Consider the following 23,939-nt stretch of genomic DNA (forward strand, 5'->3'; position numbering starts at 1 on the left):
GAGGGACGGAAACCTCTCCCACCCGAAGATCAGGTGAGTGCGGGCTCCGCCTGCGGGACGTCGATGTCGATGCCTTCGAGCAGCGAATCGCCGTGGTGCGAAGCGGCGGCAGCGGCCAGCACGTCGTTCTCGGACTGAATCCGGTTGAGCTCGGACTCGAGGTCCTGGACGCGCTGCTGGAGCCGTCGCATCTCGGCGAGGAGTCGCGGGTCGGAACCGCCGACGTAACCGAGAAGCGCCTTTGCCATGATGGATGGTCCTCCACACTGAGTGACCGACCGAAGCGGTGTGGGTCGTAGGGGGATCGCACCCGCGGTGCTTGGACTTGACTGCGGTTCTTCATGCCAAACAGCTAAGGTGCGCGGGGCTTTCAGAGTCTCACCAAAATGTTTGACGGTCAACACGATCACGCCCCGTATCCACCGGCAATCCGGGGGCACGCGGCCGCTGAGCACGCGGCGCTGCCTCTTCTCGGAGCCCTGGGGGCGTGGAGATCATCCTTACTTCCGCAGCCTTCCACGCCGGGCGCGCGTTGGCAACAGTCGGATCGTTCGAGGTCAGCGCGGGGTCGCGAGCCGGATGCGGGGGGTCACCGCGGGTGGCCCCCGCGCGCGGGGGCCACGGGGTCAGCGGATGGCGAAGCCTTCGTAGCCGCCGCGCACTGTGTCCCATATCTCTGTCACTCCGTCGACCCGGCCCGGTGTGTCGTCGGAGCGGAGCCAGTCGAGGAGGCGGTGGCAATTCTCACGCGGCCCCTCGGCGACGACCTGGACGCGTCCGTCGTCCAGATTGAGGGCGAACCCGCTGAGGCCGCCGATCTCCAGGGCATTGGCCCTGGTGAACCAGCGGAAGCCGACTTGCTGTACTCGCCCGCGCACCCAGGCCGTGAGTCGAACATCATCGTGCGCATCTTCGTTCATACGTGCACGCTAACGGGCCAATTGCTCACGCGGCACTTCTCCCCCATGCGCCATGGCGTACAGTCGCGACGAAATGAGCCTCACCCGTATGGGTTAGTGCCCATTTGATCATTTCGGGGCGGTCGGGCCCCCGCGGCAATGCGACCAGGCATTGCCCACGGCATTGAGGAAGGCACAGCAGATGGGACGCCATCGTCGCTCCGGCGCCGCTCCCGTGCCCCCGGACGGGGCGACGGGTGCGGACGGCCGGTCCACGGGTGGATCGCGCCGCAGGAAGCGGGTGATCACGCCCGTGCGCACCGGACTGCTCGGCGTCTCCGCCGCGGTGGCCGTGGGAGCCGTGGCCGTCAGCTCGGGCCTGCTGCCCGGCGGCGGTACGTACAAGGTGAGCGGCGACATCGCTACGGGCGGCCAGGTCCAGGTGGACGGCACGCCCACGCCCAATGTGCGGCCGCAGGGCGGCGAGTCGGAGAAGCCCACCACGGCGGCGCCCACGCCCTCGCAGTCGCCGTCGCGTTCGGCCGGGGCCGCGCACACGCCCTCCGCCGTCCCCTCCCCCAGCGCGCCCGCCACCCGGTCGGCTCCCTCGGCCGCTCCTTCGGACACCTCGCAGAAGAGGACGCAGGCTCCGGCCCCGGCGCCCTCGAAGCCGGCGGCCCCTTCGGCCGCTCCGACGCACGCGCCCCAGAGCGCCGCACCCGCTCGGCGCGGACAGGTGCCGAGCGCCGAGGTGTCGGCGGCGGCGACCGTGATGTCCCTGGTCAACCAGCAGCGGGAGCAGGTGGGTTGCAGCGCCGTGTCGGCGGACCCGGCGCTGGGTTCGCTGGCGACCGCCTTCAGCGACGACATGGCGGCGCGCGGCTTCTTCAACCACACCGACCCGGACGGCAGGACGCCGTGGGACCGGGCGGCGAAGGTGGGCGTGCAGGGTCTGGGCGGCGAGAACATCGCCCGCGGCCAGGCGGACGCCCAGGCCGTGATGGATGCCTGGATGAACAGCCCGGACCACCGCGCGAACATTCTCAACTGCGCGTACAAGACCCTGGGTGTGGGCGTGCACTTCGGTCCCGGAGGTCCCTGGTGGACCCAGGACTTCGGTTTTTGATCATTTGCTCGGGCGCGACGCGTATCGGCCAATTGATCAATGCCATCGCTCATACGCAATCCGGGTACGTCATTCGTTCGTACGCGCACGAATGCGTGAACCGTCCGAGTGCACGGGAAAGGCCCTCTCCGTTGTGAACGGAGAGGGCCTTTCCCGTGTGCGCTCCATCTCTCATGTGCGGACCGTCCGGTGTCGTCGCGGGTGGGCGCCTCAGGCGCCGACGGCCGCCTTGCCGGAGAGGAAGACGCGGGCGGTCTCGGCGACGCGGCGGCCCAGGTGTTCGGCGGTCGAGACGTCGGACTTGTGGACGGCCTCGGGGCCCTGGTCGGAGTTGGTCTGGGCGCCGGCGCCCGCGAAGAACCCGAGCCGGTTGAGGTCGTACTCGGACCCCTCGGAGGAGTTCCAGCCGGGCTTCAGGCCGAGGTTCACCCAGTGCATGCCGTGCTGGGCGGCGAGGGTCTGGAAGAAGCTCAGGGTGTGGCCCTTGTCGCCGCTCTTCGAGCCGGAGTTGGTGAAACCGGCGGCGAGCTTGTCCTGCCAGGAGTCGGTGAACCAGCGCTTGGAACTGGCCTCGGCGAACTGGTGGAAGGCGCCGGAAGCGGTGCCCATGTAGGTGGGCGAGCCGAAGACGATCGCGTCGGAGGCGTCGAGCAGCTCCCACTCGGCCTCGGTGATGGTGTCGACCTTGATGACGTGGACGGTGGCGCCGGCCTCGGCGGCGGCCCGGCCGACGGCTTCGGCGATGACGGCGGTGTGGCCGTATCCGGAGTGATAGGCGATCGAGACGACAGGAGTGGTCACGGCAGTAATCCCCTCAAAGGGCGTGGCAGGTCATGGGTGCCATGGACGTCACGGGTGTGCCACGGACGTCATGGAGGCGGAGGCAGTGGAAAAGCGGACGCGTCGGCGGGGGCCGGTCCCTCGTGGGCGGTCACTGCGGCGCTGCACATAGGTAAGCACTAACCATTAGTTAGCGCAACCCGTTCAAGAGCGCTGCCGGAGCGTATGGTGGGGGTATGGACGAGCTCTCTCCGGATACGCGACTCGCCGACGGGCCGTGTGCCGAGGCCGTGGACGACGACGCCTGCCTGACGTTCAACGTGTTCGCGAAGTCCTGCCCGTCGCGGCGCACCCTTGAGGACGTCACGGGCCGCTGGGGCAGCCTCACGCTCGGCGCCCTGCACGAGGGGAGCGCCCGCTTCAACGAGCTGCGCCGCAGGATCGACGGCGTGAGCGAGAAGATGCTCTCCCAGACGCTGCACTCCCTGGAACGCGACGGGCTCGTGCTGCGCGAGGCACAGCCCACCAACCCGCCGCGGGTCGACTACGAACTGACCCCGCTCGGCCGGGACGTGGCCGAACGGCTGCTCTCCCTCATCCACTTCGTGGAGGAGCGGATGCCGGACGTGCTCCAGGCGCAGGAGAGCTACGACACGGAGCGCGGAGCCCGCTGACACCGCGGGCAGAAGTAGCTGGACCGGTTCATCCAGGCCCGCCTGCGCATCGGCGTGCCGCAGCGCCGGCAGGGCTCGCCCTCGCGGCCGTACGCGTCCAGGGAGCGATCGAAGTAGCCGGACTCCCCGTTGACGTTGACGTAGAGGCTGTCGAAGCTGGTGCCGCCGACGGCGAGCGCCGCGTTCATCACATTCCGTGCGTGGCCCAGGAGCTCGGCCGCCTTGGGACGGTTCAGGGTCGCGGTCGGACGGTCGTAGTGCAGCCGGGCCCTCCAGAGCGCCTCGTCGGCGTAGATGTTGCCGACCCCGCTGATGAGCGATTGATCGAGCAGTGCTCGTTTGATCGTGGTGCGCCGTAGCCGCAGCGCCGCGAAGAAGGCCTCGTCGTCGAAGCCGGGGTCGAGCGGGTCCCGGGCGATGTGCGCGATGACGTCGGGAAGGCCCTCCGTGCTGCCCGCGGCGGTGGCGTGGAGCGAGAGTCCACCGAAGGTGCGCTGGTCGACGAAGCGCAGTTCGGTGCCGAGTTCGTCCTGGAATCCGATGCGGATCCGCAGATGCTTCTCGTCCGGTGCGTCCTGCGGCTGCACGAGCAGTTGCCCGCTCATCCCGAGGTGTCCGAGCACCGACACGTCGGCGTCGGCGAGCGGTAGCCACAGGTATTTGCCGCGCCGGTGCGCGACGCCGATGCGGTGGCCCTTGAGCCGCGCCGCGAAGTCCTCGCCCCCGGCGAGGTGGCGGCGTACGGCGCGCGGATGCAGCACCTCGACGTCCGCCACGGTGCGCCCGGCCACCCAGCGTTCGAGTCCGCGCCGTACGACTTCGACTTCAGGCAGCTCAGGCATGGGCGCAGATTACCTGTTGCCCGCAGGGGGCTCGCGGCGGGTACGGGCAAGCGGCCGCCGGACACTCGGCCACCACCCGCCGGCATGGCGAAAGCCCCCGTCCGGCGCACCGCGGTGCGCCGGACGGGGGCTCCCGAAGGAAGGGGCTCAGGCTGCCGAACCGCCGGCGGGGGTCGGCGACCCGCCGTCGGAGGCGGTGACGGTGGCCGTGGCCACCGCCTTGGCACGCTCGTCGGCGTCGGCCCGGATGGACCGCCATGCCGATTCCGCGGCCTGCTGCTCCGCTTCCTTCTTGCTGCGGCCGGTGCCGGTGCCGTACGAGACACCACCGACGCGGGCGGCAGCAGTAAAGGTCTTCTCGTGGTCGGGACCCGTCTCGGAGACCAGGTACTCGGGCACACCGAGCCCTTCGGCCGCCGTGAGCTCCTGGAGACTGGTCTTCCAGTCCAGGCCGGCCCCGAGGTTCGAGGACTTCTCGATCAGGGGGTCGAACAGCTTGTGGACGAGCGCGGACGCCGCCTCAAGCCCCTGGTCGAGATAGACCGCGCCGATCACCGCTTCTAGGGTGTCGGCAAGAATGGATGCCTTGTCCCGGCCGCCCGTGCCCTCTTCGCCCCGGCCGAGCCGGATGAAGGAGCCGAGTTCGAGCCCTCGGCCCACTTCCGCGAGCGCACGAGAGTTGACCACCGCGGCCCGGAGTTTGGCCAGCTGGCCTTCCGGGAGGTCGGGGTGGGTGCGGTACAGCGTGTCGGTGACGACCAGACCGAGCACCGAGTCCCCGAGGAACTCCAGCCGCTCATTGGTCGGCAGACCGCCGTTCTCGTACGCGTACGAACGGTGGGTGAGTGCACGCACCAGAAGGGCGGACTCAAGTTGATACCCGAGCCGCCCTTCCAGAAGCGTGTGGGACGAGGCCGTGTTGTTGTCCGCCTTTTTGGCGTTGGACTCAGACATCGGGCCTCTCACCAGCCGCTCAGACCTCGAGGACCTGGCGCTTGTTGTAGGTGCCGCAGCTCGGGCACGCGATGTGCTGGAGCTTCGGCTCATGGCAGCGCTCGCACGCAACCAGGGTGGGGACCGCAGCCTTCCACTGCGACCGGCGGTGGCGCGTGTTGCTGCGCGACATCTTCCGCTTCGGAACAGCCACGGCTACTTCTCCTGCTTCTCGGCGGCATCCTGCACGTCAGACGCAGTGCCGCTCATGTTGTCCTTCTCGCCGTCCTGGATGGTCCCGGCGAGTCCCTGCAATGCCGCCCAACGAATGTCGACGGCGTCATGGTGGTGTTCCGGGTCGTCCGCCAGGCGCGCTCCGCATGCGGAACACAGCCCCGGGCAGTCCTCCCGGCACACCGGCTGCATCGGCAGTGCGAGCACTACCGCGTCACGCAGCAAGGGCTCGAGGTCGAACATGCCGTCCTCGAGCGGAATCATGTCCTCGTCGTCCTCGGCATCGTCGTCCGCGGCTGCCTTGCGGCGGCCCCGGTCGTCGGTGTCGGGGTACGAGAACATTTCCTGGAAGTCCACTTCAACGTCCTGCTGAAGCGGCTCCAGACACCTTACGCACTCCCCGTCGGCCGATGCACGGGCGGTGCCTGTGACAAGCACCCCTTCCATGACCGACTCCAGGCGGAGCTCGATGACCACGGGCCTGCCCTCGGGCACGTGGATGACCTCGGGGATCCCGAGTTCCTTCGGGGCCTCCACGGTGCGGGAGAGCCGCTGGAGCGCACCGGGACGCCGCCCCAGCTCGTGTGTGTCGAACACGAGGGGGTCGCGGTGGTCGAGGCGCGTGCTCAGGGCTCTTCCTGCTTTCGAGGTCGTGGAGTGTGGCTGCCACCGGCTTCGCTGAGCGAATCGGGCAGCTTGGATCGCGGACGTAGGCGCGACCGAAGAGCCAGGATACTGGACTGGCCGCCATAGACCCAATCCGGCCCTCTCCGCCCCCCGGCCCCGCGCTCGCGGGGCCTTGCACGGGCGTCCGCCGCCGGGCCGACGGACGCCGGCGGACCGGCGGTCAGGGGCGCTGCTGCCCGTGACCCTGCTCGTAGGCGCGCAGCTGATCCAGGTCGATCATGCTGGTGTCGAAGAGGCTGGTCTCGTCGAGCGCGGCCTGCTGCGGCTGGTGCTGGGGCTGCGGCGGCAGGTAGTGCTGTTGCTGGCTCTGGTCATAGGCGTACGGGTCCTGCTGGACGTATCCGTACTGCGCGTACTGCTCCTGCTGCTGGGCCTGGGCCTGCGGCTGGTAGCCGTACGGGTCCTGCTGGGGCTGCTGGTAGCCGTAGGGGTCGTACGCCGGCTGCTGCTGCGCCGGGATGTGGGCCTCGGCGGCGTGCGCGGCGACGGGCTCCGGCTCGGCCAGTCCGGCGAGGCCGGCCAGATAGTCGGCGTCGCTGGTGTGCTGGTGCAGGTCGCCCACCGCGTCCTGGGCGGCCATGTGGTCGGCGAGGTCGTCCGACGCGGTCCTGCCGTGCAGCTTCTGGCGGCCGCGGCCGACCGCTTCGAGGGTCTTGGCGAGCACCGCCTCGAAGGCGCCCAGCTTGGCGTCGACGTACTCGTCGGCCCGGTGGATCAGGGTGCCCGGGTCCGCGCTGTACTCGGGGGCGTCCTCGTCGGTGCGGCCCTGGTCGTCCAGGCCGGGGCCGCGGCCGAGCAGCTTCTCGCGGCCACGGTCGACCGAGCCGATCGTCTTGGTGAGGACGACTTCGAAGTTGGCGAGCTTGGAGTCGACGTAGTCGTCGGCCTCCGCGCGGATCTCCTCGGCGTCCCTGCGGGCCTCGTCGAGAATCCGGTCCGCCTCGTCCTGGGACTGGCGGGCGACGGCGGTGTCGGAGATCAGGGTGCCGCGCTGGGCGTGCGCGGACTCGATGATCCGCTCGGCCTCCTGGCGCGCCTGCTCGACCATCTGTTCCCGGCCGCCGATCAGCTCCTGGGCCTGGGCGAGCGAGCCGGGCAGCGCCTGGCGCACCTCTTCCAGCATCGCCAGGAGCTCGGCGCGGTTGACCACGCACGAGGCCGACATGGGCATGGACCGGGCGCCGCCGACCACCCCGACGATCTCGTCGAGCTTCTTCTGCACGTCCACCGGTGATCGCCACTCTTCTAACGGATTGGAGACGGACGGGACGACTGTAAGGCCAGTCGGCGCCCGCCCGACACCGGGTGACGGACTGTCAGTCGGCGGGGGCCCGGCTCACTTTCCGGCGAGCCGTGCGACCAGCGCCGCGTGGACGGTGGCCGGCAGCAGGTGGGACACGTCTCCGCCCCAGGTCGCGACCTCCTTGACCAGCGAGGACGACAGGAAGCTGTACGTCGGGTTGGTCGGCACGAACAGGGTCTCGACGCCCGAGAGCCCGTTGTTCATCTGCGCCATCTGCAACTCGTAGTCGAAGTCGCTGACGGCGCGGAGGCCCTTGACGATCGCGGGGATGTCCCGCTGCTTGCAGAAGTCGACGAGCAGGCCGTGGAAGGACTCGACCTCCACGTTGCCGAGGTCGGCCGTCACCTCGCGGATCATCTCGATCCGCTCCTCGATGGTGAACAGGCCCTGCTTCGACTGGTTGATCATCACCGCGACATGTACGACGTCGTACAGGCGGGAGGCGCGGGCGATGATGTCGAGGTGTCCGTTGGTGATGGGGTCAAAGGACCCGGGACAGACGGCGCGGCGCATCTGGTGTCCCTCGCTCTTCGGTCCGGTCATGGAGTGTCTCGCGGTGCGTTTTCGCACGTGGAGGCGGCGCGACCGTACCAAAGCGTGCCCTCGCCGTAACGACGGGCCCGCAGCGCTTCGAATCCTTCGGGCCAGCCGAATTCCCCGCCTCTGGTGCTGCGCTCCACGGTGACGAGACAGTCCTCCGCGAGCCAGCCCCCGCGGCCGAGTGTGAGCAGGATCTCCCGAAGATCGTCATCGGTGACGGCGTACGGAGGGTCGAGGAAGACCACGTCGTACGGCTCGGCGGGCGCCGGTCCTGTCACGATCTGTTCCGCTTTGCCGGCGCGGACCTCGGCGCCGGGGAGCTTCAGCGCGGCCACGTTGTCGCGGACGGTGCGCGCCGCGCGGGTGTCGGCCTCGACGAGCAGGGCGTGGGCGGCGCCCCGGGACAGCGCTTCCAGGCCCACGGCCCCGGAACCCGCGTACAGATCGGCGATCCGGATGCCGTCGAGCGTGCCGAGCAGCGCCTCCCAGGTGGAGAAGAGGCCCTCGCGCGCCCGGTCGGAGGTGGGGCGGGTGCCGGTGCCCGGCGGTACGGCGAGGCGGCGGCCACCGGCCCGGCCGGCGATCACGCGGGTCATCTCAGTCCTTGTCCGTGTGCTTCGTGGCGGGTCATGCGTCGGATGTGCTGGGCACCCAGTCTCTCAGCCCTTGTCGAGGTACTGCTCGCGGTCGGTGTCGAGCAGGGCGTCGAGGGCGGTGCGAAGGCCGGGCAGGCGGTCGAGGTCCGGGTCGTCGGCGACCACGGTGACGGCCTCCTCGCGGGCGGCGGCGATGACCTCCTCGTCCTCGATGACGGTGAGCATCCGCAGCGAGGAGCGCACCCCGGACTGGGCCTGGCCCAGCACATCGCCCTCACGGCGCTGTTCGAGGTCGATGCGGGAGAGTTCGAAGCCGTCGAGCGTGGAGGCGACGGCGTCCAGGCGGGCCCGCGCGGGGCTCGCCTGCGGCATGTCCGTGACGAGCAGGCACAGGCCGGGCGCGGATCCGCGGCCCACGCGCCCGCGCAGCTGGTGGAGCTGGGAGACGCCGAACCGGTCGGCGTCCATGATCACCATCGCGGTGGCGTTCGGCACGTTCACACCGACCTCGATGACCGTGGTGGCCACCAGCACGTCGACGTCGCCGGCGCCGAACCGGCGCATCACGTCGTCCTTGTCGTCCGGCTGCATCCTGCCGTGCAGGATCTCCGTGCGCAGCCCCTGGAGCGGGCCCTTCGACAGCTGCCCGGCGATCTCGATCACGGCGAGCGGCGGCCTCCTGTCGGCCGTCTCCGCCTCCTCCGCCTTCTTCCTGCCCTTGGCGGTCCTGGCCTCTTCTTCGTCATCGCCGATGCGCGGGCAGACCACGTACGCCTGATGGCCCTTGTCGACCTCCTCGCGCACCCGCTCCCAGGCGCGGGTCAGGAAGTGCGGCTTGTCCTGGGCGGGGACGACATGGCTGGCGATGGGCGAGCGCCCGGCGGGCAGCTGGTCGAGGACGGAGGTCTCCAGGTCGCCGAAGACCGTCATCGCGACCGTGCGCGGAATGGGCGTGGCGGTCATGACGAGCAGGTGCGGGGGCTGTTTTCCCTTGCCGCGCAAGGCGTCGCGCTGCTCCACACCGAAGCGGTGCTGCTCGTCGACGACGACCAGGCCCAGGTCGTGGAACTGGACCTTGTCCTCGATCAGGGCGTGGGTGCCGATGACGAGGCCCGCCTCGCCGGTCACCAGGTCGAGCAGCGCCTGGCGACGGGCCGGGACGCCCATGGAGCCGGTGAGTAGCACGACCTTGGTGCCGAGGTCGGCCCCGCCGAGCATGCCGCCCTCGGCGAGCTCGCCCATCATCTCGGTGATCGAGCGGTGGTGCTGCTGGGCGAGGACCTCGGTGGGCGCGAGCATCGCGGCCTGGCCGCCGGAGTCGACGACGGCGAGCATGGCGCGCAGCGCGACCATCGTCTTTCCGCTTCCCACCTCGCCCTGGAGCAGGCGGTGCATGGGGTGTTCGGTCGCCAGGTCGTCGAAGATCTCCCGGGAGACCTTCTCCTGGCCCTCCGTGAGGGTGAAGGGCAGCTTGGCGTCGAACGCGTCGAGCAGGCCGCCGGGAGCCGGCCGCCGTGCCACGGCCGGGAGTTGGGCGTCGGCGTGGCGGCGGCGGGCCAGCGCCACCTGGAGGACGAAGGCCTCGTCCCACTTCAGACGTTGGCGCGCGTCCTCGATGTCGGCCTTGGTGCCCGGCCGGTGGACCTTGAGCAGGGCCTCGGGCAGCGAGACGAAGCCGCGCCCCTCGCGCAGGGATCGCGGCAGCGGGTCGACGGCTTCCCGGGCGCTGGGGAGGACCGCGTCGACGGCCTTGGCGATCTTCCAGGACTCCAGGCCCTTGCAGGCCGGGTAGATGGGGATCAGGGCGCCGGCCCACGAGGCGATGTCCACCCCGTCGTCCGTCTCGCTCTCGGCGGCGTCCGCGGCCAGCTTCGCGTAGGTGGGGTGGGCGAGCTGCATGCGCCGGTTGAACATCGACACCTTGCCGGCGAACATCGCCCGGCTGCCGGGGAGCAGTTCCTTGTGCGGCTTGTGGATGCCGCGGCCGAAGAACACCAGCTGGAGACGGCCGCTGCCATCGGTGATGGTGATCTCCAGGCGCTGGCCGCGGCCTCCGTTGAAGGTGTGCACCCGGGCGTCCGCGACCTGGGCGACGACGGTCACGTCCTCGTCCAGGGGCAGCTCGGCCAGCTTGGTGAGCTGGCCCCGCTCCTCGTACCGCCGCGGGTAGTGGTGCAGGAGGTCGCCGACCGTGTGCAGGTCGAGCTGGTCGGCCATCACCTTCGCGGTGGGTCCGCCGAGGAGCTTCTTCAGTGGTTCTTCGAGCGCAGGCACGCGATCCATTGCACACCACGGGACTGACAGCCCGCCAAACCCCGTGCACAACGGCGGCCTCGCGCCGTCGCCGGGGCGGCCGGGCTCAGGTCGTCAGCCTGGTCAGGAGCTCGGGGTGGTCCGCAAGGGCCGATTCCAGCAAGCGCCGGGCATGGGGCTTGAAGAGGTCGAGGTCGACGGACGGCCAGTCGATGCCGCCCAGCGGCGGCTGCGGGTCGTACTCGACGAGGAGCTGGATCCTGCGGGCGGTCCGCTCGCCCGCGAGGCGTTCGACCAGGTGGAGGGCCATGTCGATGCCGGCCGACACTCCGGCTGCGGTGATCACGGGGCCGGACTCGACCCAGCGTTCGGCGACGGGTGTCGCGCCGAACTTGGTCAGCAGGTCGCGGAAGCCCCAGTGGGTGGTGGCGCGACGGCCGTCGAGGAGGCCGGCCGCGCCCAGGATCAGGGAGCCGGTGCAGACCGAGCCGACGATCTCGGCCGTTCGCGCGGCCCCGCGGATCCAGTCCAGCAGGGGCTCGTCGGCCAGGGCGGCGAGGGTCGGCTCGGTACCGCCGGGCACGATCAGCGCGAAGGGCTCGGCGACCTGGTCGAACGTGTGACTCGGCGCCAGTTCCAGCGGGGTGTCGGTGCTCAGGGTCGCGAGGGTCCTGCCGACGACGACCACCTCGAACGACGGGTCGATCTGGGCCAGCGCCGACAGCACTTGGAGCGGTCCCACCAGGTCGAGCGGGGTGATGCCGGGATAGAGCACGAAGGCGAGCGTCTTGGTCATGCCCTCACTTTCGGCCGCGGGCCCCGGCCGCACCAAGGACGGACGGAAGCAAGGTCCGAATTCTTGGGATGCCTGTCATGACGACATAGGCTCCGGGCCGTGGAGGGACCGGATGGGGAGGGGCGGGCGGTGGAGGGACACGCGGTGGAGGTCCGATCGGCGGGGGAACGCGCGGTGGTCGTCATCGGGTACGACGAGGCCGAGTTGCTGGACATCGCCTGCGTGACGACGGGCCTCGCCGCCGCCAACCGGCTCGGAGCCGCCCCGGCCTACGCCGTGGGCGTGGCCACCCCGGGAGGCCGCGCGATCACCTGTGAATCGGGGCTGACCCTGCAGGGCCGGCATTGCCTTGAGCGGCTCAAGGGCCCTCTGGACACGCTGATCGTCTCGGGAGGGTACGGCCACCTGGCGGCCGGGGACGACGCCCGGATCGTCGGCCATGTGCGCCGCCTGGCCGGGGAGAGCCGCAGAGTGGCCTCGGTCTGCACGGGGGCGACCGTCCTGGCCGCCGCCGGCCTGCTCGACGGGAAACGCGCGACGACCCACTGGCGGTACGCCGATCAGCTGGCCTCCGCCTACCCCGGGGTCACCGTGGATCCGGCGCCGATCTACATCCGCGACGGCAGGGTGTCGACCGCCGCGGGCGTCACCAGCGCCCTGGACCTGACCCTGGCCTTCATCGAGGAGGACCACGGCGCCGAGCTGGCGCGCGCCGTGGCCCGCGCCCTGGTCACCTATCTGCAACGCCCCGGGAACCAGGCGCAGATGAGCATGTTCACCGCCACTCCGGCGCCCACGAACGGGCTGGTCAGGCGGGTCGTCGACCACATCGCCTGCCACCTGGACGGCGATCTGACCGCGCCCGTCCTCGCGGCGGACGCGGGAGTGAGCGAACGCCACCTCACCCGTCTGTTCATCGACCACCTGGGCAAGGCGCCCGGCCGGTTCGTCCGCGACGCGCGCACCGAGGCCGCCGCCCACCTCCTGGCCTCCACCTCGCTTCCCGTGGCGAGCGTGGCCGCACGGTGCGGCTTCGGAACCGCCGAAACCCTGCGCCAGGCATTCGTCGGCCGTTACGGGACACCGCCGTCGCGCTACCGGGCCGCGCACGGCACATCGGCCGGCTGACGAAAGCATCGCGCCGTGCCCGCCAGGAGACCGTGCACCACCGCCCTGGAGACCGTGCACCACTCCGTGGACGTCCGCCGCGCCGCCCTGGACGTCCGCCCCGTACGGACGGGCCGTTACTCCACGCCGATCAGCAGCGGCACGCCTTGGCGGCCACCCTCGTACACCACGGTGTCGACCGCCAAGTGGGCCTTGCCCACGTGGGATTCGAGCATGTCGGCGAGGCCGGGAGGGGCGTCCGCGGCGAGGACCAGGGTGACCAGTTCGCCGCCCGCGGCCAGCATCCGGTCCAGGACGGTACGGGCGGTGCCGGCCAGGTCCTGGCCGATGACGACCACGTCGCCGTCGATGAGGCCGAGCACGTCCCCGGCCTGACAGACACCGGCCATCGTCCACGACTGCCGTTCGGCCACGGCCAGTTCGGCGTGCCGGGTGGCGCCGGCGGCCGAGGTCATCGCGACGACGTCCTCGTCGAAGCGCCGGTCGGGGGCGTGGACGGCGAGCGCCGCGATGCCCTGGACGGCGGCCCGGGTCGGGATGAGCGCGACCCGGATGCCCTCGGCCCGTGCCTGTTCGACGGCGGCGGCCGCCGTGTGCCGCAGCTCGGCGTCGTTCGGCAGCAGCACCACCTCGCGGGCGTGCGCGCGCCGGATCGCCTCGACGAGTTCCCCGCTGGCCGGGGGCTCACCGGGCCGGGCGAGCACCGTCGTCGCGCCCGCTTCGGCGCACAGGCCCGCGAGGCCCTCGCCGGGCACGACCGCGACGACGGCCCGCTGGACCTGCTCCTTGGGCGGCTCGGCGGCGGCCTGCTGCTCGAAGTGCGTGATCCGGATCCGGTAGGGCCTCCCCGCCTCCACCCCGGCCTCCACGGCGGCGCCCGCGTCGTCCACGTGCACGTGGACGTTCCACAGGCCGTCGCCGCCGACCACGACCAGGGAGTCGCCGAGCCGGTCGAGCCGGGTCCGCAGCCGGTCCACGGCCGCGTCGTCGGCCTCCAGGAGGAAGATCACCTCGAAGGCGGGCCCGGCCGCATCGGCCTCGGCCTCGGCCGGGCAGTCCTCCACCGTCACCGGCACCGGTGCTCGTCCGCGCGCCACGGGCGCTTCCCCGGAGAGCGCCTGGACGAGCGCGCCCAGCACGGTGACCAGGCCCCGCCCGCCCGCGTCGACCACGCCCGCGCGTCCGAGGGCGGCCAGCTGGGAGGGGGTCGCGTCCAGGGCGTCGCGGGCGCCCGTGTAGGCGGCCTGCGCCACCACGGCCGGGATGCCGCTCGCCTGCCGCGCGGCCTCGGCCGCGGCCGTGGCCACCGTCAGGACGGTGCCCTCGACGGGGTGGGCGACCGCCAGGTACGCGGCGGACGCGGCCCGTTGCAGCGCCACGGCCAGGTCCCCGTCGTCCTGGAGCACCTCGGCCATGCCCCGCAGGAGCTGGGCGAGGATCGTGCCCGAGTTGCCCCGGGCGCCGATGAGCGCGCCGTGCGCCATGGCCCGTACGACGTCGGCGACGGGCGGGACGCCGGCGTACACGGGCGGCTCGGGATAGGCGGCGAAGACGGCCTCGACGGCCTGCGCGGCGGACTCCATCGTCAGATAGAGGTTGGTGCCGGTGTCCCCGTCGGCGACCGGATACACGTTGATCGCGTCGATCGCCTCGCGGTCCCGGCCCAGTGCGTCGAGCGCCAGCGCGCACCAGCCGCGCACCGCGACGGCATCGAGGGTCTGCGGCACCTGGTGGTCCTCCTTGTGGGAGCGGCGGGCGGGCTGCGTGGGGATGCGGCCGAACCCGCAGGGTAGACCCGGTGCGGGCCGGGGGCCGGGTCGGGGGCGGCCCCGGCCGTGGTAGTTTCGTATCTCAGGAGCAGCCGTTGTATGCTGCTTCGGTTGCCCGGCGAGAGTCGGGCCGATTCCCCCGGCAAGCCACTTCAGATCTCTGATTCCGGTGCGCCGGTTTCACTGTAAGTGCATTTAATGCATCTGAAGCTTTTGGAGTGACCCGTGGCTGCCAACTGCGACGTCTGCGGCAAGGGGCCGAGCTTCGGCAACAACATTTCGCACTCGCACCGCCGTACGTCTCGTCGCTGGAACCCGAACATCCAGCGTGTGCGTGCCGTGGTCGGTCGGACGCCGAAGCGGCTCAACGTCTGCACCTCGTGCATCAAGGCCGGCAAGGTCTCGCGCTAATTGCGACGTCTGTCGTAGCGCAGCCCCTGCGGTTGCCTTGAAAAGCCGGTCCACCTCGGTGGACCGGCTTTTTGCCGTACCCGAGGGCGGTTGCCCAAGGGCCTGTAGCCACGAGCCGTCGCCCGAGGCCGGAGCGGGGCCGTGCCCGCGGCCCGGCGCCCGTCAGCGCGAACGCCAGCCGTGGTCGACCGGGCCGACGCCCGCGCCGAGCGCGAATCCCGCGCCGATGGCACCGGTCACGTACTCCTTGGCCGCCCGGACCGCGTCCGGGACCGCGAGCCCCCTGGCGAGGTGGGAGGCGATGGCGGAGCCGAGCGTGCAGCCCGTGCCGTGGGTGTGCCGGTTGTCCAGGCGCGGGGCGCGCAGCCAGTGTTCCTCGTGGCCGTCGGCCAGCAGGTCGAGCGCGTCCCCGGGATAGTGGCCGCCCTTGATGAGCGCCCAGCGCGGCCCGAACCCCAAGATCGCCTCTGCCGCGCGGCGCATCCCGTCCTCGTCCTCGACCCGGACTCCGGTGAGTTGGGTCACTTCGTCGAGGTTGGGCGTGGCGACGGTCGCGGTCGGCAGCAGCCGGGTGCGCACGCAGTCGAGGGCCTCGGCGGCGAGCAGGGAGTCGCCGTGCTTGGAGACGCCGACCGGGTCCACGACGACCGGGGCCGCGGTGGTGGCGAGCAGGTCGGCGACCGCCTCGACGAGCGGCGCGGACGCCAGCATGCCGGTCTTCACCGCCTGCACGCCGATGTCGTCGACGACGGCCCGGTACTGGGCCCGCACCGCGTCCACCGGAAGCTCCCAGACGCCCTGGACGCCGAGCGAGTTCTGCGCGGTGACGGCGGTGATCACGCTCATGCCGTGCACGCCGAGCGCCAGCATCGTCTTGAGGTCGGCCTGGATGCCGGCGCCGCCGCCGGAGTCGGATCCGGCGACGGTCAGTACGCGGGGGATCACGCGGGATCGTCCCCGAAGTGGTCCCAGCCGCCCTTGCTGGTCCAGGGCGCGCCGTCCACGGTGACGGTGGGCAGCGCGGAGGGGTTGAGCACCTCCCCGATCACCCTCCAGCGGGCCGGCAGCTTCACGTCCGGCGGGAACGTCGCCACGATCGCGTGGTCCTCGCCGCCGGTGAGCACCCATTGCAGCGGGTCCACGCCGACGGCCTGGCCGATGTCGCTCATCTGCGTCGGGATGTCGATGAGCCCGGAGCGCAGGTCGATGCGGACCTTGCTGGACTCGGCGATGTGGCCGAGGTCGGCGACGAGGCCGTCGCTGACGTCGGTCATGGCCGTGGCGCCGAGGCCGGCGGCCGCGGGGCCCGCGTGGTACGGGGGCTCGGGGCGCCGGTGTGCCTCGACGAAGGCGCGTGGCGAGCGGAAGCCGCGCGAGAGCACCGCGTAGCCCGCCGCCGACCAGCCGAGCCAGCCCGTCACGGCGACCACGTCGCCGGGCTGGGCGCCGGCTCGGGTCACCGGCTCGTGGTTGCGCAGGTCGCCGAGCGCGGTGATCGCCACGGTGATGGTGTCGCCGCGCACGACGTCACCGCCGACGACGGCAGCGCCCGCGACCTGGCACTCGTCGCGGATGCCGTCCATCAGCTCGGTGGGCCAGGTGACCGGCAGTTCGGCCGGCACGACGAGCCCGAGCAGCACCGCGGTCGGTACCGCGCCCATGGCGGCGATGTCGGCCAGGTTCTGTGCGGCGGCCTTGCGTCCGACGTCGTACGCCGTCGACCAGTCGCGCCGGAAGTGCCGTCCTTCGAGCAGGATGTCCGTGCTGGCGACCACCCTGCGGTCGGGTGCGGTCACCACCGCGGCGTCGTCGCCCGGCCCCAGCCGGACCGCGGGGGTGGAGGTGAGCCGGGAGGTCAGCTCCCTGATGAGCCCGAACTCCCCCAACTCGCCCACAGTGCCTTTCACCGTGTCCCACCTCTCATCGTCGTACCCCGTCCGGCCCGGTGCGCTTGCGGTCGCGAGCGGCCCCGGGCATGGGTACCGTCAACACATACGTCAACTTCGTGGCGGCTCTCGCCCCCGGGCGCGAGCGGCCGGGGGCGCGGGTCTCCCCGTCGCGCGGGGCGACGCGGTACCGTGGCGTCTCTTTCTCTCCCCCACATGATCCTCGTGGCCGCCCTGGAGGTTCCGTGGTACAGGCGTACATCCTCATTCAGACCGAAGTGGGCAAGGCGTCGACAGTCGCCGAGGCCATCGCACAGCTCGCGGGAGTGATCCAGGCCGAAGACGTCACCGGGCCGTACGACGTGATCGTGCGGGCCCAGGCCGAGACCGTCGACGAACTCGGTCGCATGGTGGTCGCCAAGGTTCAGCAGGTGGACGGCATCACAAGAACGCTGACCTGCCCGGTCGTCCATCTGTAGCCCCCGCTTACCCTGGGCCGGTGACTTTCTCTCGCCGGCCGCTTCTCATCCTGCCCGCGGTCGCCGTCCTGGCGGCCGCGGGCTGTTCTTCGTCCGACGCCACCGCGAAGGTGGCGGTTCCCTCCCCCTCGGCGAAGGAGACGGCCGCCTGCACGGCCCTGGACAGGCTCCTGCCCGACACCGTGGCCGGGCAGAAGCGGCACGACCCCACCCCGGACTCGCCGCTGACGGCCCGCTGGGGGGACGGGGACGCCGCGATCGTACTGCGCTGCGGGATCCCGCGCCCCGACGAGGTGGCGGATCCGAAGTATCCCGGGGTCGAGCTGGCCGGGGTCTCGTGGACCGTGCAGGCCCGCACGCAGGGGCCGCGCTTCATCACCCAGTACCGGGAGCCCTACGTCGAGCTCCTGACGGGGACCCGTTACGAACACGACGCCTCGGTGCTCCAGCCGTTCGGCGCCCCGGTCTCCCGGGCGATTCCCAAGACGCTCGACGTGCCCTAGGGCCCGGCGACGGCCCGGTCCGCCCGGGGTCCGTCCCCTAGCGCAGGCCCGTGGGGCGGCGCAGCGCCGCCTGGATGAGCTTGTCGACCAGGTCCGCGTACGCGACGCCGCTCTCCTGCCACATCCGCGGGTACATCGAGATCGGCGTGAAGCCCGGCATCGTGTTGATCTCGTTGATGACGAACTCGCCGTTGTCCTGGAGGAAGAAGTCCGCGCGGACCAGGCCCTCGCAGGACGCGGCCTCGAACGCCTCGACGGCCAGGCGCTGCACCTCGGCGGTGGCCTCCTCGCCGATCGGGGCGGGCACGATACCGGCCGCCGAGTCGATGTACTTGGCCTCGAAGTCGTAGAACTGGTGGGCGGTCACCGGCGGGATCTCGGCGGGCACGCTCGCACGCGGCCCGTCCTCGAACTCCAGGACGCCGCACTCGATCTCGCGGCCGCGCAGCAGCGACTCGACGAGGAACTTCGGGTCGTGTCGGCGGGCCTCGGCGATGGCCTCGTCCAGGCCCTCGAAGGAGTCGACCTTGGTGATGCCGAACGAGGAGCCGGCCCGGGACGGCTTGATGAACAGCGGCCAGCCGTGCTCACCGGCGAAGTCGGCGATGCGCTGGCGGGCGCTCTTCTCGTCCTGCTCCCACTCGCGCGGACGCACCACCAGGTAGGGGCCGACGGGCAGCCCGAAGGAGGTGAAGACGCGCTTCATGTACTCCTTGTCCTGGCCGACGGCGGAGGCGAGGACGCCCGCGCCGACGTAGGGGATGCCGGAGAGTTCCAGGAAGCCCTGGAGGGTGCCGTCCTCGCCGTAGGGGCCGTGCAGCACCGGGAAGACGACGTCGACCTCGCCGAGCGCCTTGGGCACCGTGCCGGGCTCGGTGTAGACGACTTCGCGGCTGCCCGGGTCCACGGGCAGGATCACGCCGCCCTCGGGGGACTCGGCGAGTTCGTCGACGCTGGGGGTGCGCCGGTCGCTGATCGCCATGCGCTCCGGCTCGTCCGCGGTGAGCGCCCAGCGGCCGTCCGTCGTGATGCCGATGGGCAGCACGTCGTACTTCGTACGGTCGATGGAGCGCAGCACGGCGCCGGCGGTCACGACCGAGATGCCGTGTTCCGAACTGCGGCCGCCGAACACCACGGCCACCCGCGGCTTGCGGGGCTGCTTCTCAGGGCTCTGGGGGAGGTTCTCGCTGCTCATATCGCGTTGAGGGTACCCGTTCGAAGCCCCGCGACCACTGCCACGGGGCCCGCCACGTCAGCGGCGTTCGGCCTTGGCGCTGCGCGACATCAGCTCCTTGAGGGCGACGACCGGCGGCTTGCCCTCGTGGACGATGCCGACGACGGTCTCCGTGATGGGCATGTCGACGCCGTGGCGACGGGCCAGATCGAGCACGGATTCGCAGGACTTGACGCCCTCGGCGGTCTGCTTGGTGACCGCGATGGTCTCCTGCAGCGTCATGCCCCTGCCGAGGTTGGTGCCGAAGGTGTGGTTGCGCGAGAGCGGCGAGGAGCAGGTCGCGACGAGGTCGCCGAGGCCCGCGAGGCCGGAGAAGGTGAGCGGGTCGGCGCCCATCGCGAGGCCGAGCCGGGTGGTTTCGGCGAGCCCGCGGGTGATGAGCGAGCCCTTGGCGTTGTCGCCGAGCCCCATGCCGTCGGCGATGCCGACGGCGAGCCCGATGACGTTCTTGACGGCGCCGCCCAGTTCGCAGCCGACGACGTCGGTGTTGGTGTACGGGCGGAAGTACGGGGTGTGGCAGGCGGCCTGGAGGCGCTGGGCGACGGCCTCGTCCCGGCAGGCGACGACGGCCGCGGCCGGCATCCGCTTGGCGATCTCCTTGGCCAGGTTGGGCCCGGTGACCACGGCGACGCGGTCCTCGGCGACCTTGGCGACCTCGGCGACGACCTCGCTCATCCGCTTGGCGGTGCCGAGTTCGACGCCCTTCATCAGGGAGACGAGCACGGTGCCGGGCGCCAGCAGGGGCGCCCACGCGGCGAGGTTGGCACGCAGGGTCTGCGAGGGCACGGCGAGGACCGTGAAGTCGGCGCCGGCCGCGGCCTCGGCGGGGTCGGTGGTGGCCCGTACGGAGGCGGGCAGCTCGATGCCCGGCAGGTAGTCCGGGTTGGTGCGCGTGGAGTTGACCGCTTCGACGAGTTCGGGCCGGCGGGCCCACAGGGTGACGTCGCACCCCGCGTCGGCGAGGACCATGGCGAACGCCGTGCCCCACGAACCCGTCCCGAACACCGCTGCCTTGGTGGTGCCGTGCGTCACTTGGTGTCCTCCCGGGCGGCCTCGCGGCGCTGCTGTGCGCGGACTTCGCGCAGATCGTACGGCTTGGCGGGCGCCTTCTCGCCCCGCAGCTCCTCCAGGATCGAGGTGATCGAGGCCATGATGGTCTCGGTGACCTCCTTGAGGACCTCCGGCGTCGGCTCCTTGTCGTAGTACCGGTCGAGGTCGACCGGCGGACCGGCCTGAACCTGAAGGGTCTTGCGCGGGAAGAAGCGCACCTTCTTCTCCTTGGCGTACGGCGGCATCGCCAAGTTGGCGCCCCACTGGGCGACGGGGATGACGGGCGCCCGGGTCATCAGGGCGGCCCGCGCGACGCCGGTCTTGGCGGTCATCGGCCACTGGCCCGGGTCGCGGGTGAGGGTGCCTTCGGGGTAGAAGGCCACGCATTCACCGCGTTCCACGGCGTCCACGGCGGCCCGGAAGGCACCGACGGCGGTGGTGGACTCGCGGTAGACGGGAATCTGGCCGGTGCCGCGCAGCAGGGTCCCGACGACGGGGGCCTTGAAAAGGGCGGCCTTGGCCAGGAATCGGGGCACGCGACCCGTGTTGTATTGGAAATGCCCGTACGAGAACATGTCCAGATACGAGTTGTGATTGATGGCGGTGATGAATCCGCCGTCGGCCGGAATGTTCTCCATTCCCCGCCAGTCCCGCTTGAACAGAACGACCAGCGGCGGTTTTGAGATGACCGCCGCCAGGCGGTACCAGAAGCCGATTCTGCGGCGGGACACTCGGACACCTTCCTCTGTGGACCCCGGCCAGGCCTCTGTACGACCCGGGGGAACGGACCCAGGGCGGCTGCTGGGGGGCATGTGGTGCCGCAGGCCCCTGGTCTGTCGAGAACACCGTACGCCCCGGCCCGGACAGTGGCCCTCCGGGCGGGTGACAATGAAGGCCGCCGCCGCTCGGCCGGAGGGGGCGGGGCTCGGACGGAGGGGACGCCACGAACACCGCGACAACTGCCCGCTGGTCCCTCGTCGTCCCGCTGAAGCCCTTGGCACTGGCCAAGAGCAGGCTGGGGGCCGCCGTCGGCGAGGGGCTACGGCCGCGGCTCGCCCTGGCGTTCGCGCTCGACACCGTGGCGGCGGCGCTCGACTGCCCGGCGGTACGCGATGTGGCGGTCGTCACGGACGATCCGCTGGCGGGCGCGGAGCTGGCCGCGCTCGGTGCGCGCATCGTGCCCGACTCCCCCGCCGCCGGCCTCAACGCGGCGCTCGCGCACGGGGCCTGCCGGGTGCGCACGCGCCGGGCGGCGCCCGCGGTGGCCGCCCTGAACGCGGACCTGCCCGCCCTGCGCCCCGCCGAACTGGGCCGTGTGCTCGCCGCGGCGGCCGGATTTCCACGCGCTTTTCTCGCGGATGCGGCGGGCGTCGGAACGACTTTTCTTTCCGCGGCCGCCGGCACCGATTTGAACCCGGTATTCGGCGGCTCCTCCCGGGCCGCCCACGGCGCGTCGGGGGCCGCGGAAATCCTGCTCGACGGCGTGGATTCGGTGCGCAGGGACGTCGACACGGGGGCGGACCTGCGGGCCGCGCTCGCCCTGGGGGTGGGTCCGGCCACCGCCGCCCTACGGGACGCCCTCGATGTCGTACCGGGGCACTAGGCTGCGGGTATGCAGGCGACCGCGTACACATACGACTCCGAGACCCGCAGCGGCAGCGTGCTGCTCGACGACGGCACGCCCGTGGGTTTCGAGGCCCCGGCCTTCGACGCGGGCGGTCTGCGGCTGCTGAGGCCGGGCCAGCGGGTGCGCATCGAGACCGAGGGGTCGGGCGAGGGGCTGCGGATCACTCTGGTGACGCTGCAGACCTTCTGAGCCCCCGGAGCGCGAGCCTCCGCCCCCTGGAGCACAGGAGCCCCGAGCGCGGGCCGCGTGGCCGGAAACGGCCGCGGGCCGGGTCTCCCCGAGGGGAGCCCGGCCCGGCGCTTGAGCCTTGCCGCAGATGACTACTTCTTGCGAGCGGTCGCCTTCTTGGCGGTGGTCTTGCGCGCCGTGGTCTTCTTCGCGGGCGCCTTCTTCGCGACGGCCTTCTTGGCCGGCGCGGTCTTCTTCGCGGTGGCCTTCTTGGCGGTCGCGGTCTTCGCCGGCGTGGCCTTCTTGGCGGTCGCCGTCGTCTTCTTGGCGGTCGCCTTCTTGCCGGTGGCCTTCTTGGCCGCCGTGGTCTTCGCGGCGGCGGTCTTCTTCACCGCGGTGGTCTTCTTGGCGACGGCCTTCTTGGCGGTCGTGGCCTTCTTGGCCGCGGCCTTCTTGACCGTGGCGCGGGTGGAAGTACCGCCCGAGAGGCTGCCCTTGGGGGCCTTCTTGACGGCCACGTCGTTCTTCGGGAGCTTCTTCGAGCCCGCGACGAGGTCCTTGAAGCCCTGGCCCGCGCGGAAGCGCGGAACGGAGGTCTTCTTGACCCGTACGCGCTCACCCGTCTGCGGGTTGCGGGCGTAACGGGCCGGGCGGTCGACCTTCTCGAACGAGCCGAAACCGGTGACCGAGACGCGGTCGCCGGCGACGACCGCACGGACGATCGCGTCCAGCACCGCGTCCACCGCGTCCGCGGCCTGCTGACGGCCGCCGACCTTGTCGGCAATCGCTTCTACGAGCTGCGCCTTGTTCACGTCTTCCCCTTCGGAGACATTGCCTGAGCGAAAGCGTCCAGGCCTTTTCGCACGTTAGGCAGATATATACCGCAAATCAAACACGAAACGGGCTAATCACCCTAGTGCCGCAACGAAGTCGGCTCTTGCCGAGTTCCTTACGGCTCAGTCGCCTTCGGGGAATCGGCCCTCGTCGAGGTCCTTCATCAACCGGTCCAGACGTCTTGCCGCATCGGCGAGATCGTGTTTGGCAGCCGCTGTTATGACCAGCAGCTTCCGGGACAGCGCCATCCGTACGCCCTCCGGGACTTGCAGTTCACGCACCCTTGTGTGCGCTTCTTTGAGTTGGTCCGCCACCATCCCGTAGAGCTCGAGTTGGCTGTCGCGTTCCATGCGTCGATTGTGCCATCTGAGGCGAGTTGTCACCTCCGGCGGGGGCAACTGAGCGAATCCCCCGCCTTCCGGCCGTCCGTACGATCCGTCGGCCGCGCAAGCGGGTATCCAGCCATCTGCCCTGCGCACAAGGCTAGTTGACGTCACCCCCGGAGCCCAAAACGCGACGCGCCCCCTGCCCGGAAACCGGTCCGGAAATCAGGGGGCGCGATGCAGCCGAAGGGGGGTCAATAGGCGGTTCAGCCCTGGATCGTGCTCGGCTTGAAGGAGGGGCGGCTCGCCTCGTAGGCGGCGATGTGGGGCTCGTTCTGGAGCGTGATGGAGATGTCGTCCAGGCCGTTCAGGAGCCGCCAGCGGGCGTTCTCGTCGAGTTCGAAGTCGGCGGTGACGCCTTCCGCGCGAACTTGGCGATCCTGCAGGTCAACGGTGATTTCGGCGGTCGGGTCGCTCTCGGTCAGCTCCCACAGGGCGTCCACGATCTTCTGGTCGAGAACGACGGTGAGCAGCCCGTTCTTCAGCGAGTTGCCGCGGAAGATGTCGGCGAAACGGGACGAGATCACGGCTTTGAAGCCGTAGTTCTGCAGCGCCCATACGGCGTGCTCGCGCGAGGAGCCGGTTCCGAAGTCGGGGCCCGCCACCAAAACCGTGGCGCCCTTGCGCTCGGGCTTGTTCAGAACGAACTCGGAGTCCTTGCGCCAGGCCTCGAAGAGCCCGTCCTCGAAGCCGTCCCGGGTGACCTTCTTCAGCCAGTGGGCCGGGATGATCTGGTCGGTGTCGACGTTGGAGCGGCGCAGCGGAACGGCCCGGCCGGTGTGCGTGGTGAAAGCTTCCATGGTT

29 protein-coding genes are annotated in these 23,939 nt (G+C 71.0%); 8 read left to right on the plus strand and 21 right to left on the minus strand.

The features are described from left to right. Positions 1 to 29: 29 nt before the first annotated feature. Both OG432_RS07790 and OG432_RS07795 read right to left on the minus strand, forming a co-directional pair. Positions 30 to 248: a hypothetical protein gene (locus OG432_RS07790; RefSeq protein ID WP_328309089.1), complete on the minus strand. Its 219-nt coding sequence runs from the start codon at positions 246 to 248 to the stop codon at positions 30 to 32. 378 nt (positions 249 to 626) lie between these two features. After that, positions 627 to 920: an acylphosphatase gene (locus OG432_RS07795; RefSeq protein WP_328309091.1), complete on the minus strand. Its 294-nt coding sequence runs from the start codon at positions 918 to 920 to the stop codon at positions 627 to 629. Between the two features lie 181 nt (positions 921 to 1,101). On the opposite strand from OG432_RS07795, the gene OG432_RS07800 reads away from it, so the two are divergent. Further along, positions 1,102 to 2,025, plus strand: a complete 924-nt coding sequence (locus OG432_RS07800) for a CAP domain-containing protein (RefSeq protein ID WP_328309093.1) — start codon at positions 1,102 to 1,104, stop codon at positions 2,023 to 2,025. Positions 2,026 to 2,235: 210 nt separating this feature from the next. On the opposite strand, the gene OG432_RS07805 is transcribed toward OG432_RS07800, so the two are convergent. Continuing rightward, on the minus strand, positions 2,236 to 2,826 hold the full coding sequence (locus OG432_RS07805; protein WP_328309095.1) for a flavodoxin family protein: 591 nt from the start codon (positions 2,824 to 2,826) through the stop codon (positions 2,236 to 2,238). A 215-nt stretch (positions 2,827 to 3,041) separates the two neighbouring features. On the opposite strand from OG432_RS07805, the gene OG432_RS07810 reads away from it, so the two are divergent. Further along, positions 3,042 to 3,479, plus strand: a complete 438-nt coding sequence (locus tag OG432_RS07810; protein WP_328309097.1) for a winged helix-turn-helix transcriptional regulator — start codon at positions 3,042 to 3,044, stop codon at positions 3,477 to 3,479. Here OG432_RS07810 and mutM read toward each other — a convergent pair. The 9 genes from mutM to OG432_RS07855 form a co-directional block, all read right to left on the minus strand. Further along, positions 3,452 to 4,321, minus strand: a complete 870-nt coding sequence (mutM, locus tag OG432_RS07815; RefSeq protein WP_328309099.1) for a bifunctional DNA-formamidopyrimidine glycosylase/DNA-(apurinic or apyrimidinic site) lyase — start codon at positions 4,319 to 4,321, stop codon at positions 3,452 to 3,454. The two genes, OG432_RS07810 and mutM, sit on opposite strands and share 28 nt — an antisense overlap. Positions 4,322 to 4,468: 147 nt before the next feature. After that, a complete protein-coding gene (gene rnc, locus OG432_RS07820; RefSeq protein ID WP_328309101.1) occupies positions 4,469 to 5,275 on the minus strand; it encodes a ribonuclease III in 807 nt (268 codons plus the stop codon). Positions 5,276 to 5,294: 19 nt separating this feature from the next. Continuing rightward, positions 5,295 to 5,468 carry a 50S ribosomal protein L32 gene (rpmF, locus tag OG432_RS07825; protein WP_007493396.1) on the minus strand — a complete coding sequence of 58 codons (174 nt, stop codon included), beginning with the start codon at positions 5,466 to 5,468 and terminating at the stop codon, positions 5,295 to 5,297. A gap of 2 nt (positions 5,469 to 5,470) precedes the next feature. Beyond that, entirely contained in the window at positions 5,471 to 6,118 is a 648-nt protein-coding gene (locus tag OG432_RS07830) for a YceD family protein (protein WP_328315038.1), read from the minus strand. 217 nt (positions 6,119 to 6,335) lie between these two features. Continuing rightward, positions 6,336 to 7,403 carry a cell division initiation protein gene (locus OG432_RS07835; RefSeq protein WP_328309103.1) on the minus strand — a complete coding sequence of 356 codons (1,068 nt, stop codon included), beginning with the start codon at positions 7,401 to 7,403 and terminating at the stop codon, positions 6,336 to 6,338. Positions 7,404 to 7,511: 108 nt separating this feature from the next. Further along, positions 7,512 to 7,991, minus strand: coding sequence for a pantetheine-phosphate adenylyltransferase (coaD, locus tag OG432_RS07840; RefSeq protein WP_267057052.1), 480 nt, complete (start codon positions 7,989 to 7,991; stop codon positions 7,512 to 7,514). 26 nt (positions 7,992 to 8,017) lie between these two features. Then, positions 8,018 to 8,614 (minus strand): 16S rRNA (guanine(966)-N(2))-methyltransferase RsmD, encoded by a 597-nt coding sequence (gene rsmD, locus OG432_RS07845; protein ID WP_328309105.1) that lies wholly within the window; start codon positions 8,612 to 8,614, stop codon positions 8,018 to 8,020. Positions 8,615 to 8,677: 63 nt separating this feature from the next. Further along, a complete protein-coding gene (gene recG / locus OG432_RS07850; RefSeq protein ID WP_328309106.1) occupies positions 8,678 to 10,897 on the minus strand; it encodes an ATP-dependent DNA helicase RecG in 2,220 nt (739 codons plus the stop codon). Between the two features lie 76 nt (positions 10,898 to 10,973). Continuing rightward, positions 10,974 to 11,663: a DJ-1/PfpI family protein gene (locus OG432_RS07855; protein ID WP_328309108.1), complete on the minus strand. Its 690-nt coding sequence runs from the start codon at positions 11,661 to 11,663 to the stop codon at positions 10,974 to 10,976. Positions 11,664 to 11,837: 174 nt separating this feature from the next. Here OG432_RS07855 and OG432_RS07860 point away from each other — a divergent pair, with 174 nt between their 5' ends. Continuing rightward, positions 11,838 to 12,791 carry a GlxA family transcriptional regulator gene (locus OG432_RS07860; RefSeq protein ID WP_443058559.1) on the plus strand — a complete coding sequence of 318 codons (954 nt, stop codon included), beginning with the start codon at positions 11,838 to 11,840 and terminating at the stop codon, positions 12,789 to 12,791. Positions 12,792 to 12,907: 116 nt separating this feature from the next. On the opposite strand, the gene OG432_RS07865 is transcribed toward OG432_RS07860, so the two are convergent. Further along, positions 12,908 to 14,518 (minus strand): DAK2 domain-containing protein, encoded by a 1,611-nt coding sequence (locus OG432_RS07865; RefSeq protein ID WP_328309112.1) that lies wholly within the window; start codon positions 14,516 to 14,518, stop codon positions 12,908 to 12,910. 267 nt (positions 14,519 to 14,785) lie between these two features. On the opposite strand from OG432_RS07865, the gene rpmB reads away from it, so the two are divergent. Next, entirely contained in the window at positions 14,786 to 14,971 is a 186-nt protein-coding gene (gene rpmB, locus OG432_RS07870) for a 50S ribosomal protein L28 (protein WP_003951095.1), read from the plus strand. A gap of 162 nt (positions 14,972 to 15,133) precedes the next feature. Here the strand turns inward: rpmB and thiD are convergent, their stop codons facing one another. Beyond that, a complete protein-coding gene (gene thiD, locus OG432_RS07875) occupies positions 15,134 to 15,916 on the minus strand; it encodes a bifunctional hydroxymethylpyrimidine kinase/phosphomethylpyrimidine kinase (protein ID WP_328309115.1) in 783 nt (260 codons plus the stop codon). Next, the gene (locus tag OG432_RS07880) at positions 15,913 to 16,878 is read right to left on the minus strand and encodes a thiamine-phosphate kinase (RefSeq protein ID WP_328309117.1); all 966 of its coding nucleotides are present in this window, start codon (positions 16,876 to 16,878) and stop codon (positions 15,913 to 15,915) included. Before OG432_RS07880 ends, thiD begins: the two co-directional genes overlap by 4 nt. 224 nt (positions 16,879 to 17,102) lie before the next feature. On the opposite strand from OG432_RS07880, the gene OG432_RS07885 reads away from it, so the two are divergent. Both OG432_RS07885 and OG432_RS07890 read left to right on the plus strand, forming a co-directional pair. After that, a complete protein-coding gene (locus OG432_RS07885) occupies positions 17,103 to 17,336 on the plus strand; it encodes an Lrp/AsnC family transcriptional regulator (RefSeq protein WP_328309119.1) in 234 nt (77 codons plus the stop codon). A gap of 20 nt (positions 17,337 to 17,356) precedes the next feature. After that, positions 17,357 to 17,839: a DUF3515 domain-containing protein gene (locus OG432_RS07890; protein WP_328309121.1), complete on the plus strand. Its 483-nt coding sequence runs from the start codon at positions 17,357 to 17,359 to the stop codon at positions 17,837 to 17,839. A 37-nt stretch (positions 17,840 to 17,876) separates the two neighbouring features. Here OG432_RS07890 and OG432_RS07895 read toward each other — a convergent pair whose 3' ends face one another. From OG432_RS07895 to OG432_RS07905, 3 genes are read right to left on the minus strand one after another with little or no spacing between them, the layout of a single operon-like run. Continuing rightward, positions 17,877 to 19,034 carry a D-alanine--D-alanine ligase family protein gene (locus OG432_RS07895; protein ID WP_328309122.1) on the minus strand — a complete coding sequence of 386 codons (1,158 nt, stop codon included), beginning with the start codon at positions 19,032 to 19,034 and terminating at the stop codon, positions 17,877 to 17,879. A gap of 57 nt (positions 19,035 to 19,091) precedes the next feature. Further along, positions 19,092 to 20,105, minus strand: coding sequence for an NAD(P)H-dependent glycerol-3-phosphate dehydrogenase (locus OG432_RS07900; protein ID WP_328309124.1), 1,014 nt, complete (start codon positions 20,103 to 20,105; stop codon positions 19,092 to 19,094). After that, positions 20,102 to 20,854: a lysophospholipid acyltransferase family protein gene (locus tag OG432_RS07905; RefSeq protein WP_328309126.1), complete on the minus strand. Its 753-nt coding sequence runs from the start codon at positions 20,852 to 20,854 to the stop codon at positions 20,102 to 20,104. The genes OG432_RS07900 and OG432_RS07905 overlap by 4 nt, the downstream gene beginning before the upstream one ends. 254 nt (positions 20,855 to 21,108) lie before the next feature. Between OG432_RS07905 and cofC the strand changes: the two genes are divergently transcribed. Then, the gene (gene cofC, locus OG432_RS07910; protein ID WP_328315039.1) at positions 21,109 to 21,726 is read left to right on the plus strand and encodes a 2-phospho-L-lactate guanylyltransferase; all 618 of its coding nucleotides are present in this window, start codon (positions 21,109 to 21,111) and stop codon (positions 21,724 to 21,726) included. 9 nt (positions 21,727 to 21,735) lie between these two features. Further along, complete coding sequence (locus OG432_RS07915; protein WP_328309128.1) at positions 21,736 to 21,939, plus strand: hypothetical protein; 204 nt, start codon at positions 21,736 to 21,738, stop codon at positions 21,937 to 21,939. Between the two features lie 131 nt (positions 21,940 to 22,070). Here OG432_RS07915 and OG432_RS07920 read toward each other — a convergent pair whose 3' ends face one another. The 3 genes from OG432_RS07920 to leuD all read right to left on the minus strand — a co-directional run bounded on the left by OG432_RS07920 (position 22,071) and on the right by leuD (position 23,935). Next, a complete protein-coding gene (locus OG432_RS07920) occupies positions 22,071 to 22,730 on the minus strand; it encodes an HU family DNA-binding protein (RefSeq protein ID WP_328309130.1) in 660 nt (219 codons plus the stop codon). A 144-nt stretch (positions 22,731 to 22,874) separates the two neighbouring features. Then, positions 22,875 to 23,102, minus strand: a complete 228-nt coding sequence (locus tag OG432_RS07925; RefSeq protein WP_267056617.1) for a hypothetical protein — start codon at positions 23,100 to 23,102, stop codon at positions 22,875 to 22,877. A gap of 239 nt (positions 23,103 to 23,341) precedes the next feature. Then, positions 23,342 to 23,935: a 3-isopropylmalate dehydratase small subunit gene (gene leuD / locus OG432_RS07930; protein ID WP_328309134.1), complete on the minus strand. Its 594-nt coding sequence runs from the start codon at positions 23,933 to 23,935 to the stop codon at positions 23,342 to 23,344. Positions 23,936 to 23,939 lie beyond the last annotated feature (4 nt).

It is taken from the genome of Streptomyces sp. NBC_00442 (assembly GCF_036014195.1).
In the GTDB taxonomy this organism is placed as follows: Bacteria; Actinomycetota; Actinomycetes; order Streptomycetales; family Streptomycetaceae; genus Streptomyces.

What these genes read in the sequence shown, in the direction of transcription:
- OG432_RS07790 (WP_328309089.1), bottom strand. Translation starts at nt 248, where the DNA reads ATGGCAAAGGCGCTTCTCGGTTACGTCGGCGGTTCCGACCCGCGACTC.
- OG432_RS07795 (WP_328309091.1), bottom strand. Translation starts at nt 920, where the DNA reads ATGAACGAAGATGCGCACGATGATGTTCGACTCACGGCCTGGGTGCGC.
- OG432_RS07800 (WP_328309093.1), top strand. Translation starts at nt 1,102, where the DNA reads ATGGGACGCCATCGTCGCTCCGGCGCCGCTCCCGTGCCCCCGGACGGG.
- OG432_RS07810 (WP_328309097.1), top strand. Translation starts at nt 3,042, where the DNA reads ATGGACGAGCTCTCTCCGGATACGCGACTCGCCGACGGGCCGTGTGCC.
- mutM (WP_328309099.1), bottom strand. Translation starts at nt 4,321, where the DNA reads ATGCCTGAGCTGCCTGAAGTCGAAGTCGTACGGCGCGGACTCGAACGC.
- rnc (WP_328309101.1), bottom strand. Translation starts at nt 5,275, where the DNA reads ATGTCTGAGTCCAACGCCAAAAAGGCGGACAACAACACGGCCTCGTCC.
- coaD (WP_267057052.1), bottom strand. Translation starts at nt 7,991, where the DNA reads ATGCGCCGCGCCGTCTGTCCCGGGTCCTTTGACCCCATCACCAACGGA.
- rsmD (WP_328309105.1), bottom strand. Translation starts at nt 8,614, where the DNA reads ATGACCCGCGTGATCGCCGGCCGGGCCGGTGGCCGCCGCCTCGCCGTA.
- recG (WP_328309106.1), bottom strand. Translation starts at nt 10,897, where the DNA reads ATGGATCGCGTGCCTGCGCTCGAAGAACCACTGAAGAAGCTCCTCGGC.
- OG432_RS07855 (WP_328309108.1), bottom strand. Translation starts at nt 11,663, where the DNA reads ATGACCAAGACGCTCGCCTTCGTGCTCTATCCCGGCATCACCCCGCTC.
- OG432_RS07895 (WP_328309122.1), bottom strand. Translation starts at nt 19,034, where the DNA reads ATGAGCAGCGAGAACCTCCCCCAGAGCCCTGAGAAGCAGCCCCGCAAG.
- OG432_RS07915 (WP_328309128.1), top strand. Translation starts at nt 21,736, where the DNA reads ATGCAGGCGACCGCGTACACATACGACTCCGAGACCCGCAGCGGCAGC.
- OG432_RS07925 (WP_267056617.1), bottom strand. Translation starts at nt 23,102, where the DNA reads ATGGAACGCGACAGCCAACTCGAGCTCTACGGGATGGTGGCGGACCAA.
- leuD (WP_328309134.1), bottom strand. Translation starts at nt 23,935, where the DNA reads ATGGAAGCTTTCACCACGCACACCGGCCGGGCCGTTCCGCTGCGCCGC.